An 18,620-nucleotide genomic window follows, 5' to 3' on the forward strand; every position below is an offset into this window, starting at 1 on the left:
AGCAGACTATGCGTTCCTTGCGCCCGTCAGGCCCAGCTGGAGCCGACCGCCGAGTCGGTGCTCGACATGTTGTTGCCGGCGGACTGCACCTTCTGGCCGTGGGCGTTGGCCTGTTCGTAGATGACCTGGAAGTTGCGGCCCAACTGGGTGATGAACTCCTGGCAGGCCACCGAACCCGAGCCGCCCCAGAAGTCACCGGCGGCCAGCACATCGCGGACGATGGCCTGGTGCTCGGCCTCCAGGGAAGCGGCCTGGGCGCGGATCAGCGCGCCGTGGGCATCGACATCACCGAACTGGTAACTGATCGACATGAGTGTTCTCCTAAGCCTTTTCGATGACGGGTTAGCTGGACAGGATCTGCTGCGAGGCCTGCTCTTGGCTCTCGTAGTGGTTGGCGTCGCGGATCAGTCCGTCCCGCACCCCGTGCAGCATGTTGACGATGTTGCGGAACGCCGTGTTCATCTGGCCCATGGTGTCGTGCGACGTGGCCTGCGCCGAGCCGCTCCAGCCGGCCCCGGCGATGTTGGTGCTCGAGGCCCACATCTTGCGGGCCTCGTCCTCGACGGTCTGCGCGTGCACGTCGAAACGGCCTGCCATGGAACGCATCTCGTGCGGATCGGTCAAAAAACGTGAAGGCATTGCTCTCTCCTAGATTCTCGAAACATCAGTTGTTTGCCGGGGCCGTGCCGTTGGCCGGCACGTAGACGATCGCCGGGCGATAGCCGTGCGGCGCATGGCCGTTCGACGCCTGCCCATTGGACGCCGCGGGCTCCACCCGGGCGGCTTCTTCCGCGGGGTATCCGGCCGCCGGCGGGCGCGCCATCACCCTCGAGCGGGTTCCGTACTTGACCGCCGCCGCCCCGGCGCCGGCCGCGGCACCCACCGCCGCGGCCCGCGGCAGGCCGCCGAGCAACATCGGCGAACCGCCTTCTGCGGCGGCGGCGCCGGTGGCCGGCATCAGGATGGGCGTGCCCATCGGGACCACCGCGTCCATCGGCTGGGCCGCGGACCACAACCAGTTCTGCGGCACCGAGAGTTGGCCCAGCTGAGCGCCTTCGCCCACGCCGGCCCACGCCTGCGCGCCGAACCCCGACCCCATCGCACTTTCGGCGGCGGCCGCACCCGCGCCCTGCGCGGCGCCCTCGGCCGCCGCGGCCGCACCTTCGCCGGCGGCTGCCGCCGCGGGCGGTGCGGTCATGGCCTGGGTCTCGCCCGTGTAGATCATCGGGGCGAGGCCGGTGACGCCCATCTGCATCGCGAAGAAGCCCGGAAGAATCGCGTACTGCGCGACGAGCTGCTGGATCAGCGAGCCACTGTCGATCGCCCCGGTGATCGGGTTGACGATTCCGCTGCCCGTCGAGCTCGTCGACGACCCGGTGAGGCCCAGCGCGTTGAGAATGTCGGTCAGCCACGAGTCGGACGACGTCGACGCCGCCGGCGAGGTCAGGCTCTGCAACGCGTTGGTGATGGTCTGGGTGACCGAGCCCGACGAGTTGCCGGCGGCCTGATTCACCGAGGCGGCCTGATTGGCCAGGCCCTCGGTGTTGGCGACGGTCGGCGGCGCACTGAACGGCGTGAATACCGAAGCGGCAGTGGCACTGTCGGCGTAGCTGTACATTGCCGTCGCGTCCTGCGCCCACATCTGCATGTACTGGGCCTCGGTGGCCGCGATCGCCGGCGTGTTCTGCCCGAAGAAGTTGGTCGCGATCAGCGCGAACAGTTGTGCGCGGTTGGCCGCGATCACCGGCGGCGGCACGGTCATCGCGAACGCCGCGTGATAGGCGGCCGCCGCCGTGCGGGCCTGGCCGGCCGCCTGTTCGGCCTGCTCGGCCGTCGTGCTGACCCAGGAGACGTAGGGCGCGGCCGCCGCGGCCATCGCCTGCGACGACGGGCCCTGCCATGGGCCGGTGGTCAGCGCGCTGATCAGCGACTCGTATGAGGCTGCCGCCGAACGCATTTCAGAGGCCAACCCGTCCCAGGCCGACGCGGCGCCGAGGATCGTCCCCGACCCCGACCCGGCGTACATGAGCCCCGAGTTGATCTCGGGCGGTAGTGCACCGAAATCCATGGTCGCGGCCTAGCGCGCCGCCGCCGCATTGGCGGCTTCGGTCGCGGCGTACGAGCCGGAACTGGCTTGCAGCGCGTTGACCAGCATGTCGTGCACCGCCGCGGCCTGCGCACTCACCTGCTGGTAGGTGGCGGCGTGCGCGACGAACTGCGCGGCGGTCAGGATCGAGACCTGATCGCCTCCCGGCGGCTGAACGCCGACGATCGGAGCGGCGGCCGCAGAGTTCTCAGCCTTCACCCCGGCACCGATTCCGGCCAGGCTGTCGGCGGCCTCGGCCAGCGATTCCGGCTGTGTGGTTACGTACGACATGTGCTCTCCTCACCAACACTCATCGATCTCGTACACGCTCTCGGTGGAACAAACTCACGTTCTTGATCTGAGGACTATTGCATACTTTTTGGATGGTGTGAAGCCATAGCCAAACTGAATGTCGTTAACACTTGCTTAACTCGGTCAACCGCTGCTAGCTTGCACAGGCCACAAACCGACGAGTGTCAGTACGGCCCGCCCAGTCCGCGTGCCGCGTCTATCGCGACTTGTGGATACCTGTTGAATTAAGCTCAACCAACAACGCCTCGAGACCTAGGGGCCCGTTGTGAGGCTTACGCGGCGGATTACTAGGTGGGCTGAGAATGAGCGAGACGAGCGACACCCGCGCCGACTCCACACGCCAGCAGATCCTGCGCGCCGCCGCGCGTCAGTTCGCCCGTCTGCCCTACCATCAGGTCGGCCTGGACGACGTGCTCGCCGAAGCCGAATTGACCAAGGGCGCAATGTATTTCCACTTCCGTTCCAAGCACGCGCTGGCGTTGGCGATCATCGAGGACCAGATCACCCGCTCCGACGAGACCATCGCGGATCTGCTGGCCCGAAAGCTGTCCGGTCTCGAGACGCTGATCGACTTCTCCTACCAGCTCGCCGTGCGGGACATCGGTGAGGACATCTCGCGGGCGGCTTTGCATCTCGTCGAGTCGATCGGCCGGGTCGAGGGGCTGCAGACCAAGCTGCACCGGCACTGGATCGACAACCTGACCGTTGCCGTGCGGCGCGGCATCGGCGAAGGCGACGTGCTCGAGCAGTGCGAGCCCGAGGACGTCGGCCGGCTGGTGGCTTCGTCGTACATGGGCCTGCGACAGACCGCTGACCTGGACGAACCGGGTCTCTTCCTCACCGACTTCGAGAAGATGTGGGCGCTGATGCTGCCGGGATTCGTCCGGCCCGAGCGGGTCGACTATTTCCGGCAGTTCATCAAGCGACGCACCAAGCTGGCGATCGGGAGCACGTCGACGCTGGCGGGTTCGAATTGACTATGAGGTGGTCCACCCCGCAGTCGACAATTCGTGAGGCGTCCACCAGCCTGTTAGGGTTTGGCGCCGAACTCGGGAGGTGTTAGGCGATGGCCCGGCAAGTCCGATCGGAAGCGACGCGACGCAAGATCCTCGACGCCGCAGTCGATGTGTTCACCGAGGTGGGGTTCGCCTCGGCCGATCGGGGCGCGATCATCGAGCGCACGGGGATGACCAAAGGCGCCTTCTACCACCATTTCGATTCGATGGAGGCGCTCGCGTCGGCCATCATCGAGGATGGCGCCAACCTCGTGGTGTCCGAGTTGGGCGCGATGTCGGACTCCTTCTCCCCCGCCCTGGAGAACATCCTGCACGGCACCTTCGTCACCGCGGATCTGTTCGCCACCAACAAGGTGGTGCGGACCGCCGAGCAGTTGACGCTCGCCTTCGGCAAGTTCAACGACAACGCCAGCTCCGCCTACGGCGCCTGGATCACGGCGATGACGACCGAGGCGCAACGCGCGATCACCGAGGGTGACATTCGCGAGGACCTCGACCCGAAGATGGTCAGCGAGGCGATCATCGGCGCGACCTTCGGCGCCCGGATGATGGGTCAGAACACCGGCAACGGCAACGACAACGACCTGGTCCGCCGGCTGACACAGATGTGGGAGCTGCTCTTTCCCGCCATCGTCACCGAGACGTCATTGGGGTACTACCGCGAGTTCCTGGCGCGCGAGGCGCTGCGCCACGTCGAGCACGACATCTCGAACTGACTCACTGCTCGTTGGCCCACAATTCCTCGGTGAGGTCCTGGAACGTCGCCAGTGCGATCTCGTCGTCGGCCCTCCGCAGCGCGGACTTGCTCATCAGCGCCCGCACCGAGAATCCGTCCTTGTGCGCGAGCTCGACGACCATGTTCGCCAGGCCGTCGACCAACTCGAGCACCGACTCGTTCTCCAGCGCGCCATAGAAGATGTCGTAGAACCGCAGCGCCACGACTTCTTCCGGGGCCCGGCCCAGGATCTCGGCGAACGCGGTATTGGCGAACACGATCGTGCCGTCCTGCAGCACCGCCAGCGTGGGGACCGGGATCCGCTCCAGCAGAACCAGGGCGGGCAATTGCTTGAGTGCCTCGATCGGCGAGGGGCTGGCCTGCGCGGTTCGTCGTCGGTCCACCACATGATTATTGTCCATCGCGGCGTTCATTGCCGAATCCTGCATTGGCGGCCGGTTTTGCCGGAGACGTGCGGATAATGACACGCTGAACCGGTGGCGGCACAGCGAGGAGGGTGGATGACGACCCACGGCGAATCAGCGGTCCTCGTCCTGGCAGCCGGGGCCGGCACCCGGATGCGGTCGGACATTCCCAAGGTGTTGCACACCCTGGCCGGTCGCAGCATGCTGGCCCACTCGCTGCACGCGATCGCCAAGATGGCGCCGCAGCACCTGGTCGTCGTGCTGGGCCGCGACCACCAGCGCATCGCCGAGTCCATCGGCGAGCTGGCCGAGACGCTGGGCCGGCCGATCGACACCGCGACCCAGGAGCAGCAGCTCGGCACCGGGCACGCGGTGCTGTGCGGGCTGTCGGCGTTGCCCGACGACTTCCACGGCGTCGTCGTCGTCACCTCCGGTGACATCCCGCTGCTCGACGCCGACACCCTGGCCGACCTGGTCGCCGCGCACAACGCGCGCGGCGCGGCGGTCACCGTGCTGACCACCACGCTGGTCGACCCGACTGGCTACGGCCGCACGCTGCGGACCCAGGACCACGAGGTCATCGCGATCGTCGAGCAGGCCGACGCGACCCCGTCGCAGCAGGAGATCCGTGAAGTCAACGCAGGCGTCTACGCCTTCGACATCGCCGCGCTGCACTCGGCGCTGAGCCGGCTGTCGGCCGACAACGCACAGCAGGAGCTCTACCTCACCGACGTGATCGCGATCGTCCGCCAGGACGGCCAGGTGGTGCAGGCCCGCCACGTCGACGACAGCTCGCTGGTCGCCGGGGTCAACAACCGGGTGCAGCTGGCCGAGTTGGGCGCCGAACTCAACCGGCGCATCGTGTCGGCCCATCAGCTGGCCGGCGTCACCGTCGTCGACCCGGCCACCACCTGGATCGACGTAGACGTGACCATCGGCCGCGACACCGTCATCCAGCCCGGCACGCAGCTGCTCGGCGGCACCCGCGTCGGCGAACACTGCACGATCGGGCCGGACACCACGCTCACCGATGTCGCGGTCGGCAACGGCGCGGCGGTGGTCCGCACCCACGGCACCGAGGCCACCATCGGCGACGGCGCCGTGGTCGGCCCATTCACCTATCTACGGCCCGGGTCGGTGCTGGGCGCCGACGGCAAGCTCGGCGCGTTCGTCGAGACCAAGAACTCCGTCATCGGCGCCGGCACCAAGGTGCCGCACCTGACCTACGTCGGCGATGCCGACATCGGCGAACACAGCAACATCGGCGCGTCCAGCGTCTTCGTCAACTACGACGGCACGTCCAAGCAGCGCACGACCGTCGGGTCGCACGTGCGCACCGGTTCCGACACGATGTTCGTCGCGCCCGTCACGGTCGGCGACGGCGCCTACACCGGCGCCGGCACGGTCGTGCGGGAAGACGTTCCGCCCGGCGCGCTGGCGGTCTCCGGTGGCCAGCAGCGCAACATCGAGGGTTGGGTCGAGCGCAAACGGCCGGGTAGCGCCGCGGCTCAGGCCGCCGAGCGCGCCCGCGACGATAAGTCGACGTCGACGCCGACGGAGACCACCTAGTATTTCCATGGCAGCCATCCGATTCGAATCCGTAAAGGCAGCACGTGAGCTACGACTGGACCGATAACCGCAAGAATCTGATGCTCTTCTCGGGACGCGCCCATCCCGAGCTGGCCGAGCAGGTCGCCAAGGAGCTCGACACCCACGTCACCGCGCAGACCGCCCGGGAGTTCGCCAACGGCGAGATCTTCGTCCGCTTCAACGAGTCGGTGCGCGGCTGCGACGCGTTCGTCCTGCAGTCGGCGCCCGCGCCGGTGAACGACTGGCTGATGGAATCGCTGATCATGATCGACGCGCTCAAGCGCGGCAGCGCCAAGCGGATCACCGCGGTATTGCCGTTCTACCCGTATGCGCGTCAGGACAAGAAACACCGTGGGCGCGAACCGATTTCGGCCCGGCTGGTCGCCGATCTGCTCAAGACGGCCGGTGCCGACCGGATCGTGACCGTCGATCTGCACACCGACCAGATCCAGGGCTTCTTCGACGGCCCGGTCGACCACATGCGCGGACAGAACCTGCTCACCGGATACATCGGCGACAACTACGCCGGCGGCAACATGGTCGTGGTCTCCCCCGACTCCGGCCGGGTGCGCATCGCCGAGAAATGGGCCGACGCCCTGGGCGGCGTGCCATTGGCCTTCATCCACAAGACCCGGGACCCGCGGGTGCCCAATCAGGTGGTGTCCAACCGGGTGGTCGGCGAAGTGCAGGGCAAGACCTGCGTGCTGATCGACGACATGATCGACACCGGTGGCACCATCGCCGGCGCGGTGAAGCTGCTGCACAACGACGGCGCAAAGGACGTGATCATCGCGGCCACCCACGGCGTGCTGTCCGACCCGGCCGCCGAGCGGCTGGCGGCGTGCGGCGCCCGCGAGGTCATCGTGACCAACACGCTGCCGATCGGCGAGGAGAAGCGGTTCCCGCAACTCACCGTGCTGTCCATTGCCCCGCTGCTGGCCAGCACCATTCGTGCCGTCTTCGAAAACGGCTCCGTCACAGGGCTTTTCGACGGAGACGCCTAGATGGCTCGGGACACCGTCATCTACCACAATCCGAAGTGCAGCACGTCGCGCAAGACCCTGGAGTTGTTGCGGGACAACGGCATCGAGCCCGAGGTCGTGCAGTACCTGAAGAACCCGCCGTCACGCACGGAGATCGCCACGATGATCCGGGCCGCCGGCATCGAGGTGCGCGCCGCGGTGCGCAAGCGCGAATCGCTCTATGCCGAACTGAATCTGGCGGACGCCGGCGACGACCAGTTGCTCGACGCGATGGCCGAACACCCGATCCTGATCGAGCGGCCGTTCGTTGTCACACCGAAAGGCACGCGGCTGGCTCGCCCGGTCGACAACGTCCGCGAGATCCTGTGAGGTATTCGGCCCGCCTCGCCGCGGCGCTGACGGCGGTTGCGCTGGCGGCGTCCGGATGCGGGCCGAAAAACCCTGACTACCAGTCGATCTGGTCGACCACACCGACGACCACCAGCGCAGAGCCGACCGGTCGCCCGGTGCCGTTCTCGCAGTATCTGTCGAGCGCCGGCGTCTCGGGATCGCCGGTCGAACCGACCGAGCTGACCGACGTGACCGTGTCGATCCCGACGCCGCAGGGCTGGCAGCGGATCAACCGGCCGAACATCCCGCCGACCACCGAGCTGATCGCCAAGGCCGACGCGTTTCCCAACGCGATGCTGATCGTGTTCAAGCTCGGCGGCGAGTTCGACGCCAAGGAATTGGTCAAGCACGGCAACGACGATGCCCGCCTCGCGGAGAACTTCAAGCAGCTCGAGTCGTCGGACGCCGACTTCAAGGGCTTTCCGTCGTCGATGGTCGAGGGCAGCTACAACCTCGGTGACCAAAGGCTGCACACCATCAACCGGATCGTCATCGCCCACGGCAACGGCGACGACCCCGAGCGTTACCTGGTCCAGCTCGCGATCACCAGCCTGGCCGACAAGGCCGTGACCGACGCGGTCGACATCGAGACGATCATTCGAGGGTTCACCGTCGCGGCAAAGTAGCGCCGCGCCGGATTACTGTGTGTGCCATGAGCACCTGGACCGCCGCAGACCTGCCGTCCTTCGCCGGGCGCACCGCCATCGTCACCGGCGCCAACAGCGGGCTGGGCGCGGTCACGGCGCGCGAGCTCGCCCGGGCCGGCGCGCAGGTGATCCTCGCCGTTCGCAACGCCGGCCGGGGTGAGGCCGCCGCCCGCGAGATGACCGGCGACGTCGAGGTCCGCCAGCTCGACCTGCAGGACCTGGCGTCGGTGCGGCAGTTCGCCGAGGGGGTCGACAGCGTCGACGTGCTGGTGAACAACGCCGGCATCATGGCGGTCCCGCACGCCGTCACCTCCGACGGATTCGAGAGCCAGATCGGCACCAACCACCTCGGTCACTTCGCGCTGACCAACCTGCTGCTGCCCAAGGTCACCGACCGGGTGGTGACCGTGTCCAGCCTCATGCACTACATGGGTTACGTCAGCCTGCGGGACCTGAACTGGACGTCACGGCCTTACTCGGCGTGGGTGGCCTACGGTCAGTCCAAGCTGGCCAACCTGCTGTTCACCAGCGAGTTGCAACGCCGCCTGCAGGCCGCCGGCTCGACGCTGCGCGCGGTGGCCGCCCACCCCGGCTATTCGCACACCAACTTGCAGGGCCATTCCGGCAGCAGGATCGGTGACGCGCTGATGGCCGTCGGCAACAAGCTGGCCACCGACGCCGACTTCGGCGCCCGCCAGTCGCTGTACGCGATCTCGCAGGACGTCGCCGGCGATAGCTTCATCGGCCCGGCGTTCGGGATGTTCGGCCGGACCAAGGCGGTAGGCCGCAGCCCGCTGGCCAAACGGGACGCCACCGCCGGTGCGCTGTGGGAGCTGTCCGAGCGGCTGACCGACACCAAATTTCCGCTCTGAGGTGCTGATGCGCTAGCCTGACCAGGCGTCACGGCGAGGGCGGCTCAGCACGGGCTGCCGTTATCGACGGGGACCGACATTCGTCGCGACTCCTGGCCGTGCCTCGGTATCTCACACAGGAGCAGCAATACCAATGGCCAAGTCTCAGAACCAGCTCGCCGTCAAGGTACGGACCGAAACGGGTAAGGGCGCATCGCGCCGCGCCCGCCGCGACGGCTGGATTCCCGCCGTCCTTTACGGCCACGGCACCGACCCGCAGCACTTGGCACTGCCCGGCCACGACTTCGCCGCCGTGCTGCGCCACTCCGGCACCAACGCGGTGCTCACCCTCGACATCGAGGGCAAGGAGCAGCTGGCGCTGACCAAGGCGCTGGACATTCACCCGATCCGCCGCTCCATCACCCACGCCGACCTGCTCGTGGTGCGCCGCGGCGAGAAGGTGACCGTGGAGGTCAACGTCGAAATCGTCGGCGACGCAGTCCCGGGCACGCTGGTCACCCAGGAGACCAGCACGATCCTGATCGAGGCCGACGCGCTGTCCATTCCGCAGTCGCTGACCGTGTCGGTCGAGGGCGCCGAGGCCGGCACCCAGTTCACCGCGGGCGCGATCCTGCTGCCGGCGGGCGTCAACCTGATCGCCGACCCGGACAGCCTGGTCGTCAACGTGGTCGTCGCGCCGACGGAAGAGGACCTCGAGGCCGAAGGCGCCGGCGAGGCGGTCGAGGGCGAGGAGCCGGCCGCCGAGGGCGAAGCAGCCGAGGGCGAGGACGAGGGCGAGGCGTCCGAGGCCGAGTCCGAATCCGAGTAGGCCGTGGCCGGCCCACAATTGGTGGTGGGTCTGGGCAACCCCGGACCGAACTATGCGCAGACGCGGCACAATCTCGGGTTCATGGTTGCCGACGTGCTCGCCGCCAGGCTGGGCTCGAACTTCAAGGTGCACAAGAAGTCCGGCGCGGAAGTCGCCACCGGCCGGCTTGGCGGGCAGTCGATCGTGCTCGCCAAGCCGCGCTGCTACATGAACGAGTCCGGCCGCCAGGTGGGCCCGCTGGCCAAGTTCTACTCAGTACCGGCCGCCGACGTGGTGATCATCCACGACGAGCTCGACATCGAGTTCGGCCAGATCCGGCTGAAGATCGGTGGTGGCGAAGGCGGTCACAACGGGCTGCGGTCGGTGGCGAATGCGCTCGGCACCAAGGACTTTCAGCGGGTGCGGATCGGGATCGGCCGCCCGCCCGGGCGCAAGGATCCGGCGGCGTTCGTACTGGAGAACTTCAGCGCAAGCGAGCGTCGCGAGGTGCCGACGGTCTGCGAGCAGGCCGCCGACGCCACCGAACTGCTGATCGAGCTTGGTCTCGAACCGGCCCAAAACCGGGTGCACGCATGGTGAAATCGACCGGCGACGGTGGCAAGGGGGCTGACCATGTTGCTTCATGAGTTTCTGAGTAACGTCGGGCACAACCTGTTCAAGCCGCTGCTGCTGTTCTTCTACTTCGGCTTCATGCTTCCGCTGCTCAAGGTGGACTTCGAATTTCCCGAGGTGATCTACCAGGGCCTGACGATGTATCTGCTGCTGGCCATCGGCTGGCACGGCGGCGAGGAACTCGCGGCGATCCACGCCTCGAGCATCGGTCAGATCGCCGGATTCATGGTGCTGGGCTTCGTGCTGAATTTCGTGATCGGCATGCTCGCCTACGCGTTGCTGACCCGCCTGACGTCGCTGCGTAAGGTCGACAAGGCCACCGTCGCAGGCTATTACGGCTCAGACTCGGCCGGCACCTTCGCCACCGCGGTGGGCATTCTGGTCGCCGCCGATGTCGCCTTCGACGCGTACATGCCGGTGATGCTCGCGGTCATGGAGGTCCCGGGCTGTCTGGTGGCGCTCTATCTGGTGGCCAGGCTGCGCGACCGCGGCATGGACGCCGACGGCGCCATGCCCGGCGAACCCGGCTACATCGCACCGAAGTTCGCACCGGGCGCGGCGACGCTGCCTTCGCACGGGCAGCACCTCGAGAACGACCCCGGAAGCGCTCAGCCGCTTGACTTCTCGCTGCAGACGCAGGCCGCCGCCGACCCCGAGCGCAAGCCGGCCGTGCTCTCCCTGCAACTGCTGCGGGAGGTGTTCCTCAACCCGGGCCTGCTGCTGTTGTTCGGCGGCATCGCGATCGGGTTCATCAGCGGCTTGCAGGGGCACAAGGTCACCCACGACGACGACGTGTTCTTCATCTCGGCGTTCCAGGGTGCGCTGTGCCTGTTCCTGCTCGAGATGGGCATGACGGCGGCCCGCAAGCTGCGCGACCTGCGATCCGCCGGCAAGGGCTTCATCATCTTCGGCCTGGTTGCACCGAACCTCTTTGCGCCGCTGGGCATCATCGTCGCGCATGCCTACGCGTACCTGATCCATCAGGACTTCGAGCCGGGCACCTACGTATTGTTCGCGGTGCTCTGCGGTGCGGCCTCCTACATCGCGGTGCCCGCGGTGCAGCGGTTGGCCATCCCCGAGGCGAGTCCGACGCTGCCGCTCGCCGCCTCACTGGGATTGACGTTCTCCTACAACGTCACCATCGGGCTTCCGCTCTACATCGAGATCGCGCACGTCGTGGAGAAGTGGTTCCCGATCGCCTGACGTCGGGCGCGTAACGCCCGCATTAAGCCGGCCTCACCCGCGCCCGGCGCGTGCTGTGCGATCGATCGTCCTGGCGTCAAGTCGAGCGCGAAATATACTGCGGCTGAATCTGATTCAGGACCGGTCGTCTCGACGCCACAGTCATGGCGTTTTCACGCAAATACGCTCACAGCGGTTTTAACCCTGGAGTGAATGCCAATTTTCTCCCCCGTTACGTCGCGGGAACCTATTGCGAACACGGCGCCCGCACGATCGCTGCCATGCGACTGACGAGCTGATGCTCGAAAAGTCATGTGCGGCAACGTCGCCGAAATACTCAGAACGCGATCAGCCGCGCCGTCGGAGGTGGGCGAACCATGGATTTCGCATTCCTACCGCCGGAGGTCAACTCCGGTCGGATGTACACCGGCCCAGGTTCCGCACCGATGCTGGCCGCGGCGACGGCGTGGGACGACCTGGCCGCCGAACTCAGTTCGTTGGCAGCGTCTTACTCCTCGGAGACAACCGGCTTGACCGGCGCCGCATGGCGGGGCCCCTCATCGGAGTCGATGGCCGCCGCGGCCGGCACGTACGTCGGCTGGATGAATGCCACCGCCGCCCAAGCCGACGAGACTGCGGGCCAGGCCAAGGCGGCGATCGCGGCGTACGAGGCCGCGTTCGCCGCGACCGTGCCGCCGCCGGTGATCGAGGCCAACCGCGCGCTACTGGCGGCGCTGGTCGCCACCAACATCCTCGGCCAGAACACCCCGGCGATCGCCGCCACCGAGGCGCACTACATGGAGATGTGGGCCCAGGACGCCACCGCGATGTACGGCTACGCCGGTTCCGCGGCCAGCGCGTCGGTGTTGACGCCGTTCACCGAGCCGCCGCGCACGACCAATCCTGTTGCCGCGGCACAACAACCAGCGGCAGCCGTCCAGGCGGGCGCATCGAACGCGGCCGGCACGGCAACGGCCTCTTTGCTGCCACCGGCACTCGCCACCGACCTGGCCAATTGGAACACCATCTTCGCGGCCCTCACCGGCCCGTATTCGCTGCAGGGTTGGACGGCGATCCCCGGTGGCCCGTTCCTGTCGTTCGGCCAGGTCTACTCGTGGGCACAGAACGGGCAGGCCGCCGCGGCCTTCATGGCGGGCCCGAAGCCGATCAGCGGGGCCCTGGCGCCGCTGGCCGGCGGAGTGGGACCGCACCTGACGTCGGCCGGCGTCCGGGCGGCGCCGGTGTCCGCGGCGATGGGCCGCGCCGCCGTGGTGGGCAGCATGTCGGTGCCGCAGGGCTGGACCCAGGCCGCGCCGGAGATCCGGATGCTCGCCAACGCGTTGCCGGCCAATCTGGCGGCCGTTCCGGCCGCGGCGTCGGCGGGCGAGGGCGGCATCTTCGGTCAGATGGCGTTGTCGAGCCTGGCCGGGCGGGCGGTCGCGGCGACGGCGAACGGCTCGGTCGGCGGCGGGCCGGCGACAGCCCCGCTGGGCGGCCTCGTCGGCGAAGCCGAGGCCGACCCCGCCGCGGCCACCATCATCGTCATCCCGGCCTTCGACGACTGAGGGAGTCGACATGTTCTACGCGGCGTTTCCACCGGAGATCAACTCGGGCCGGATGTACAGCGGCGCAGGCGCGCAGCCGTTGCTGGCCGCCGCGTCGGCCTGGAGCGAGCTGGCGACCGAATTACATTCCACCGCTGACTCTTACGCGACCGTGATCGCCTCGCTGACCAACGGACCCTGGCTCGGACCGTCGGCGCTGAGCATGGCGGCTGCGGTCGGCCCCTACCTCGCCTGGATGCAGGGCACCGCCACGCAGGCCGCCGAGACCGCCAGCCAGGCCACCGCGGCGGTCGGCGCGTACGAGGCGGCGTTCTCCGCGCACGTGCCGCCCACCGAAATCGCAGCCAACCGAGCGCAATTGGCGCAGTTGGCGGCGACCAACATCGTCGGGCAGAACAACGCCGCGATCGCGGCCACCGAGATCGCCTACGGCGAGATGTGGGCCCAGGACGCGCTGGCGATGGACTCCTACGCGGCCTCCTCGGCGGCCGCGACGAAGCTGACCCCCTACGCCGAGCCACCGCAGACCACCAACCCGGTCGAAGGTTCACCACTGCTGCAGTGGCTGGCGGACCTGAGCACCGACTACACCACCACCCTCAACGGCATGATCAACAGCCTGTTCGGCCCGAACGGGGCATCGACGTTCGCGGCGCTGTTCACCGCGGTCAAGGTGCCGGCCAGCTTCAGCACGCAGTTCAACGACATCGGCCTGTTGACCAACTTCCCGGTGTCGCAATTCCTCAAGTTCGCACCGGCGCCCGGCTTCGCCTTGCCGCCGAAGGAGGCGCTGGGCGGCGGACTTCTGGGCCCGTGGTACGGCCGCGGCTGGCTGACCAGTTCGGTCTCGGCCGACATGGGCGGGTCCGGCACGCTCGCCGGAAAGCTCTCCGTCCCACCGAGTTGGGCGGTGGCCACCCCGGCGGTCCGGACCGTCGCCGCCGCGCTGTCGGCAGGCGCGGAGACGGCGGTGCCCGCGGCGGCGCTGGGTGAAGCCGGACTGTTCAACTCGATGTCCGCCGCCGGGATGCTCGGTAGCGCGATCGGCGCCGGCACGCCAACCCCGATGTCCGGCAACGGTGTTCGCGGCAGCATCAAGCGGCTGAAGGACCTCAAGGTCAAGCAGTCACCGGAGCAGCTCAAGCAGTTGGTCGCGCAGATCTCGGACAAGCCCGAGAGCGTCCAGCACCACACCGTCGACCAGGACGGGCTGGACAGCCTGCTCGAACAGCTCGCCAAGAAACCCGGCATCCACGCCGTTCATCTCCGAAAGGCACACCGATGAGAACATTCGCTGCAACGTTATGTGTTTGCATCACAGTGGCTTTGGCCGTTCCGGCGTCTGCCGAGCCACCGGACGGCGACGACGTGGGGTTCCTGTCCGCGCTCAACCAGGTCGGGATCCGCTTCGCCGACCCGGCACGCGCCCTCGGGGCCGGCAGGGCGGTGTGCGGCCTGCTGAACAACGGCGAGTCAGGGTTGGAGCTCGTCCATGACCTCAAGATTCGCAATCCCGGGTTCAACCTGGAAGACGCGTCCGACTTCGCCATGATCTCGGCGAAATTCTATTGTCCGCATCATCTTTCGAAGGCCTAGTCGGTCTCCCCGATCCGCTGCCGATAGCTGGACGGGGTCTCGCCGCAGAACTTGGTGAACGCCCGGGTGAAAGCGCTCAGACTGTCGAAACCGACTGCGCTGGCGGTCTTTTGCACCGATTCACCCGGGCTGACGAGTAGCGCCATTGCCCGCAGCATGCGCGCGTGCAGCAGATAGGTCCGCCACGACATGCCGACGGCGGCATCGAACTGGCGCCGCAGCGTCCGCTCCGACACCGCGACCGCGCGGCACACCTCGGCGGCGGTCACCGACGCCAGGTTCGCCTTCGTGTATTCCATTGCGGCAGCGACCATCGCGTTGTCGGCGGTGGGCAGGCTCAGCGGCGCCTCGTGGTCGAGCGCCTCGAACACCAGGTGGCCGAGGGTCTGAAAGAAGCCGTCGGACACCGGATCACTGTCCGGGCGGCCGATCGGCCAGCGCAGCGCGTAGATCATCATCTGGCGGATCAGCGGCGACACCATCACGATGCGGGCGCGCTGATCCACTGCGGGCAGCAACCCCGGGTCGAACATCACCGCGACGCTGCGAACGTCCGGCGTCATGGTCGCTTGGTGTTCCAACCCGACCGGAATCCACGCGGCCTGCTGCGGCGGCAATAGATAGTGCGCGCTAGCCGTCTCGACCTCGACGACGCCGCCGATCGCGTACTGGATCTGGTGCAGGTCATGAGAATGCCAACCGGTCACCAGCTGGCTGCCCTCGTACAGATAGCTGCCACCGCGCGCCCGGCCACCGCGGCGAAGTTCGACGACATTGGCCGATTGCGGCAAATGTCTGGCCGAAGATGCGGAGACGGTCATCGGTGTCCAGGGTAGTAGTTGAGGGATGAACACTGACGACCTGATCCTGGTCAGCATCGACGACCACGTCGTGGAGCCACCGGACATGTTCCTGCGCCACGTGCCGGCCAAGTTCAAGGACGAGGCGCCGGTCGTCGTCACCGATGACAAGGGCGTCGATCAGTGGATGTACCAGGGCCGCCCGCAGGGCGTCAGTGGCCTCAACGCCGTGGTGTCCTGGCCGGCCGAAGAGTGGGGCCGCGACCCGGCGGGCTTCGCGGAAATGCGGCCCGGCGTCTACGACGTGCACGAGCGGGTCCGCGACATGAACCGCAACGGCATCCTCGCCTCGATGTGCTTCCCGACGTTCACCGGCTTCTCCGCCCGACACCTCAACATGACCCGCGAGGACGTCACCCTGGTGATGGTGTCGGCCTACAACGACTGGCACATCGACGAGTGGGCCGGCTCCTACCCGGACCGCTTCATCCCGATCGCGATCCTGCCGACCTGGACCCCCGAGGGCATGTGCGACGAGATCCGCCGCGTCGCCGCGAAGGGCTGTCACGCGGTGACGATGCCGGAACTGCCACATCTGGAGGGACTTCCGAGCTACCACGACGACGACTACTGGGGCCCGGTGTTCCGCACCCTGTCCGAGGAGAACGTGGTGATGTGCCTGCACATCGGCACCGGCTTCGGGGCGATCAGCATGGCGCCCAACGCGCCGATCGACAACATGATCATCCTGGCCACCCAGGTGTCGGCGATGTGCGCGCAGGACCTGCTGTGGGGCCCGGCTATGCGCAAGTACCCGGACCTGAAATTCGCCTTCTCCGAAGGCGGAATCGGTTGGATCCCTTTCTATTTGGATCGCAGCGATCGGCATTACACCAACCAGAAATGGCTGCGCCGCGACTTCGGCGACAAGTTGCCCAGCGACGTGTTCCGCGAGCACTCGCTGGCCTGCTACGTCACCGACAAGACCTCGCTGAAGCTTCGCCATGAGATCGGCATCGACATCATCGCCTGGGAATGCGACTACCCGCACTCGGACTGCTTCTGGCCGGACGCGCCCGAGCAGGTGCTGGCCGAACTCAACGCGGCCGGCGCCGACGACACCGACATCAACAAGATCACCTGGCAGAACGCCTGTGGCTTTTTCGGCTGGGACCCGTTCGCCCGCACGCCGCGTACGCAGGCGACGGTGAAAGCGTTGCGCGCCAAGGGCGCCGACGTCGACGTGTCGATCCGGCCGCGCAAGGAATGGGCGCGACTCTACGAGGCCAAGCAGCCGGCGCAGTCGATTTAACCGGCTCCTCCTCGCGCAAACTACGCGCGCATCGTCGCCGGCGGTTAAGTAACCAGCGTGACCGAGTTCGCCCGGCGCAGCTTGCCGGACGACGTCTTCGGGATGCTGCCGGGGCCGAGCACGACCACGTTGCGCGGCCGCACGTCCACCTCGGTGACGACCTCGTGGGCCACCTGGTGCTCGATGCGCCGCACCTCGGCCGGGTCGTCGTGATGGTTGGATTCGACTGCGACGGCGAAGGTTTCGCGTGAGTGGCCGGCGTCCAGTCGAACCGCGACGGCGCAGCCGGTGCGGACTCCCTCGACGCGGCCGGCGGCCCGCTCGATGTCGGTCGGGTAGATGTTGCGGCCCGCCATGATGATGACGTCCTTGACGCGGCCGCAGACCACGACGTGGCCGTTCTCCATCAGGTAGCCGAGGTCACCGGTGTCGTACCAGCCGTGCTCGTCCTGGGCCGGCAGGAAACCGCCCATGGTGATGTAGCCGGGCGTGACGCATTCGCCGCGCAGTTCGATGACGCCGACACCGCGCGGGGGCATAACGTTGCCGTTCTCGTCGACGACGCGCGCCTCGAGGTCTTTGAGCAGCGGGCCCAGCGACGCCAGCCGCCGGGTGTTGCCCTTGGCGGCGGGCACGGCGCGACGCAGCGCGGCCAGCAGGTCGGCGTCGACCTCGTCGACCACCAGGCCGGCATTGCACTCGGAGAACGACACCGCCAGCGTGGTCTCGGCCATGCCGTAGGCGGGCAGGATCGCCGACGGCTTGAGGCCGAACGGCTTGCCGGCGTCCAGCAGGTCCTCGACGTCGGCGGGGTCGACGGGCTCGGCGCCCGACAGCGCGAAACGCAGCGTCGACAGGTCGTACTGGCCGGGCTCGGCCTGCTTGCGCAACCGCTTGGCGAACAGCGCGTAGGCGAAGTTGGGCGCCGCGGTCATGGTGCCCTTGTACTTGTCGATCAGCTTGGCCCACAGCAGGGTGTCGCGCAGGAAGTCCATCGGCGTGACCTTGACCAGCTCCGCGCCGAAGTACATCGGGATCGTCAGGAAGCCGACCATGCCCATGTCGTGGAAGCAGGGCAACCAGCTGACCATGACGTCCTTGTCGACGTCGTACTCGGCGCCGATGAACATCGCTTCGGCGTTGGAGTAGATGTTGCGGTGCGTGATCTGCACGGCCTTCGGGGAACCGGTGGATCCGGACGTCAGCTGCATCAGCGCCAGGTCGTCTTCGCCGGTCTCGATCGGGTCGATCGGCTCGCACTCGAGCAGGTCGCCGATCTTGAGGACCTTGATGCCCTTCTCTTCGAGCACCGGGACGGCGACGAGGAACGGCTCGGAGACGATGACCGCGCTGGCCTCGATCATCGCGATGACGTTCATGGTGTCCTCGGCCCAGACGGCGAGGTCGGTGCGTGGGGTCGGCTGGTGCAGCATCGTCAGGCTGGCGCCGCGCATCCACAGGGCCTGCGCGGTCGGCGCGATCTCGACCGGGAATCCGGCCAGCACGCCAACGGCGTCACCGTGTCCGACTCCCGCGGCGGCCAGGCCGCCGGCGATGCGTCGGGCACGCTCGTGCACTTCGAGCCAGGTGTGCCGGACCGGCTCGTGGGGCTCGCCGGTGACCATGCCCCGCGAACTCTGATGAGCGTTGCGGAACATGTTCTCGGTAAACCTGCTCACGATTGCCTCCTCGGTTCCGGCGCCATCGCC

Annotated in this window: 21 protein-coding genes; 14 read left to right on the forward strand and 7 right to left on the reverse strand. The window is 67.6% G+C overall.

Translation table 11 applies throughout. From position 1 onward, the window contains the following. Positions 1 to 26 precede the first annotated feature (26 nt). From PT015_RS12305 to PT015_RS12320, 4 genes are read right to left on the reverse strand one after another with little or no spacing between them, the layout of a single operon-like run. A complete protein-coding gene (locus PT015_RS12305; RefSeq protein ID WP_285184710.1) occupies positions 27 to 311 on the reverse strand; it encodes a WXG100 family type VII secretion target in 285 nt (94 codons plus the stop codon). Between the two features lie 31 nt (positions 312 to 342). Beyond that, positions 343 to 639, reverse strand: a complete 297-nt coding sequence (locus tag PT015_RS12310; protein ID WP_285184770.1) for a WXG100 family type VII secretion target — start codon at positions 637 to 639, stop codon at positions 343 to 345. Positions 640 to 664: 25 nt separating this feature from the next. Beyond that, positions 665 to 2,068 (reverse strand): PPE family protein, encoded by a 1,404-nt coding sequence (locus PT015_RS12315; protein WP_285184772.1) that lies wholly within the window; start codon positions 2,066 to 2,068, stop codon positions 665 to 667. A gap of 9 nt (positions 2,069 to 2,077) precedes the next feature. Then, a complete protein-coding gene (locus PT015_RS12320; RefSeq protein WP_285184773.1) occupies positions 2,078 to 2,377 on the reverse strand; it encodes a PE family protein in 300 nt (99 codons plus the stop codon). A 323-nt stretch (positions 2,378 to 2,700) separates the two neighbouring features. Between PT015_RS12320 and PT015_RS12325 the strand changes: the two genes are divergently transcribed. Both PT015_RS12325 and PT015_RS12330 read left to right on the forward strand, forming a co-directional pair. Beyond that, positions 2,701 to 3,375 (forward strand): TetR/AcrR family transcriptional regulator, encoded by a 675-nt coding sequence (locus PT015_RS12325; RefSeq protein ID WP_285184775.1) that lies wholly within the window; start codon positions 2,701 to 2,703, stop codon positions 3,373 to 3,375. An 89-nt stretch (positions 3,376 to 3,464) separates the two neighbouring features. Beyond that, the gene (locus PT015_RS12330; RefSeq protein WP_285184778.1) at positions 3,465 to 4,130 is read left to right on the forward strand and encodes a TetR/AcrR family transcriptional regulator; all 666 of its coding nucleotides are present in this window, start codon (positions 3,465 to 3,467) and stop codon (positions 4,128 to 4,130) included. 1 nt (position 4,131) lies between these two features. Here PT015_RS12330 and PT015_RS12335 read toward each other — a convergent pair whose 3' ends face one another. Beyond that, the gene (locus tag PT015_RS12335; protein ID WP_285191076.1) at positions 4,132 to 4,494 is read right to left on the reverse strand and encodes a PAS domain-containing protein; all 363 of its coding nucleotides are present in this window, start codon (positions 4,492 to 4,494) and stop codon (positions 4,132 to 4,134) included. A gap of 156 nt (positions 4,495 to 4,650) precedes the next feature. Here PT015_RS12335 and glmU point away from each other — a divergent pair, with 156 nt between their 5' ends. The 11 genes from glmU (at position 4,651) to PT015_RS12390 (ending at position 14,799) form a co-directional block, all read left to right on the forward strand. Beyond that, a complete protein-coding gene (gene glmU / locus PT015_RS12340) occupies positions 4,651 to 6,123 on the forward strand; it encodes a bifunctional UDP-N-acetylglucosamine diphosphorylase/glucosamine-1-phosphate N-acetyltransferase GlmU (protein WP_285184779.1) in 1,473 nt (490 codons plus the stop codon). Positions 6,124 to 6,167: 44 nt separating this feature from the next. Further along, positions 6,168 to 7,148, forward strand: a complete 981-nt coding sequence (locus PT015_RS12345; protein WP_285184781.1) for a ribose-phosphate diphosphokinase — start codon at positions 6,168 to 6,170, stop codon at positions 7,146 to 7,148. Beyond that, positions 7,149 to 7,496, forward strand: a complete 348-nt coding sequence (arsC, locus tag PT015_RS12350) for an arsenate reductase (glutaredoxin) (RefSeq protein ID WP_285184782.1) — start codon at positions 7,149 to 7,151, stop codon at positions 7,494 to 7,496. After that, the gene (locus PT015_RS12355; RefSeq protein WP_285184783.1) at positions 7,493 to 8,143 is read left to right on the forward strand and encodes an LpqN/LpqT family lipoprotein; all 651 of its coding nucleotides are present in this window, start codon (positions 7,493 to 7,495) and stop codon (positions 8,141 to 8,143) included. The genes arsC and PT015_RS12355 overlap by 4 nt, the downstream gene beginning before the upstream one ends. Positions 8,144 to 8,169: 26 nt before the next feature. Continuing rightward, positions 8,170 to 9,036, forward strand: coding sequence for an oxidoreductase (locus tag PT015_RS12360; protein WP_285184786.1), 867 nt, complete (start codon positions 8,170 to 8,172; stop codon positions 9,034 to 9,036). Between the two features lie 133 nt (positions 9,037 to 9,169). Next, entirely contained in the window at positions 9,170 to 9,844 is a 675-nt protein-coding gene (locus PT015_RS12365; protein ID WP_285184787.1) for a 50S ribosomal protein L25/general stress protein Ctc, read from the forward strand. 3 nt (positions 9,845 to 9,847) lie between these two features. Then, complete coding sequence (pth, locus tag PT015_RS12370) at positions 9,848 to 10,423, forward strand: aminoacyl-tRNA hydrolase (protein ID WP_285184788.1); 576 nt, start codon at positions 9,848 to 9,850, stop codon at positions 10,421 to 10,423. 36 nt (positions 10,424 to 10,459) lie between these two features. Further along, positions 10,460 to 11,659 carry a sodium-dependent bicarbonate transport family permease gene (locus PT015_RS12375; protein WP_285191077.1) on the forward strand — a complete coding sequence of 400 codons (1,200 nt, stop codon included), beginning with the start codon at positions 10,460 to 10,462 and terminating at the stop codon, positions 11,657 to 11,659. A gap of 356 nt (positions 11,660 to 12,015) precedes the next feature. Continuing rightward, positions 12,016 to 13,203, forward strand: coding sequence for a PPE family protein (locus tag PT015_RS12380; RefSeq protein WP_285184789.1), 1,188 nt, complete (start codon positions 12,016 to 12,018; stop codon positions 13,201 to 13,203). Between the two features lie 10 nt (positions 13,204 to 13,213). Next, positions 13,214 to 14,488: a PPE family protein gene (locus PT015_RS12385; RefSeq protein ID WP_285184790.1), complete on the forward strand. Its 1,275-nt coding sequence runs from the start codon at positions 13,214 to 13,216 to the stop codon at positions 14,486 to 14,488. Continuing rightward, positions 14,485 to 14,799 (forward strand): DUF732 domain-containing protein, encoded by a 315-nt coding sequence (locus tag PT015_RS12390; protein ID WP_285184791.1) that lies wholly within the window; start codon positions 14,485 to 14,487, stop codon positions 14,797 to 14,799. The genes PT015_RS12385 and PT015_RS12390 overlap by 4 nt, the downstream gene beginning before the upstream one ends. Here the strand turns inward: PT015_RS12390 and PT015_RS12395 are convergent. Continuing rightward, a complete protein-coding gene (locus PT015_RS12395; RefSeq protein ID WP_285184793.1) occupies positions 14,796 to 15,620 on the reverse strand; it encodes an AraC family transcriptional regulator in 825 nt (274 codons plus the stop codon). The genes PT015_RS12390 and PT015_RS12395 overlap by 4 nt on opposite strands. A gap of 25 nt (positions 15,621 to 15,645) precedes the next feature. On the opposite strand from PT015_RS12395, the gene PT015_RS12400 reads away from it, so the two are divergent. Further along, complete coding sequence (locus PT015_RS12400; protein ID WP_285184794.1) at positions 15,646 to 16,911, forward strand: amidohydrolase family protein; 1,266 nt, start codon at positions 15,646 to 15,648, stop codon at positions 16,909 to 16,911. A gap of 44 nt (positions 16,912 to 16,955) precedes the next feature. On the opposite strand, the gene PT015_RS12405 is transcribed toward PT015_RS12400, so the two are convergent. Then, positions 16,956 to 18,590: a fatty acyl-AMP ligase gene (locus tag PT015_RS12405; RefSeq protein WP_285184795.1), complete on the reverse strand. Its 1,635-nt coding sequence runs from the start codon at positions 18,588 to 18,590 to the stop codon at positions 16,956 to 16,958. Between the last annotated feature and the right edge of the window lie 30 nt (positions 18,591 to 18,620).

Origin of the sequence: Candidatus Mycobacterium wuenschmannii (assembly GCF_030252325.1) — a bacterium.
Classification (GTDB): domain Bacteria; phylum Actinomycetota; class Actinomycetes; order Mycobacteriales; family Mycobacteriaceae; genus Mycobacterium; species Mycobacterium wuenschmannii.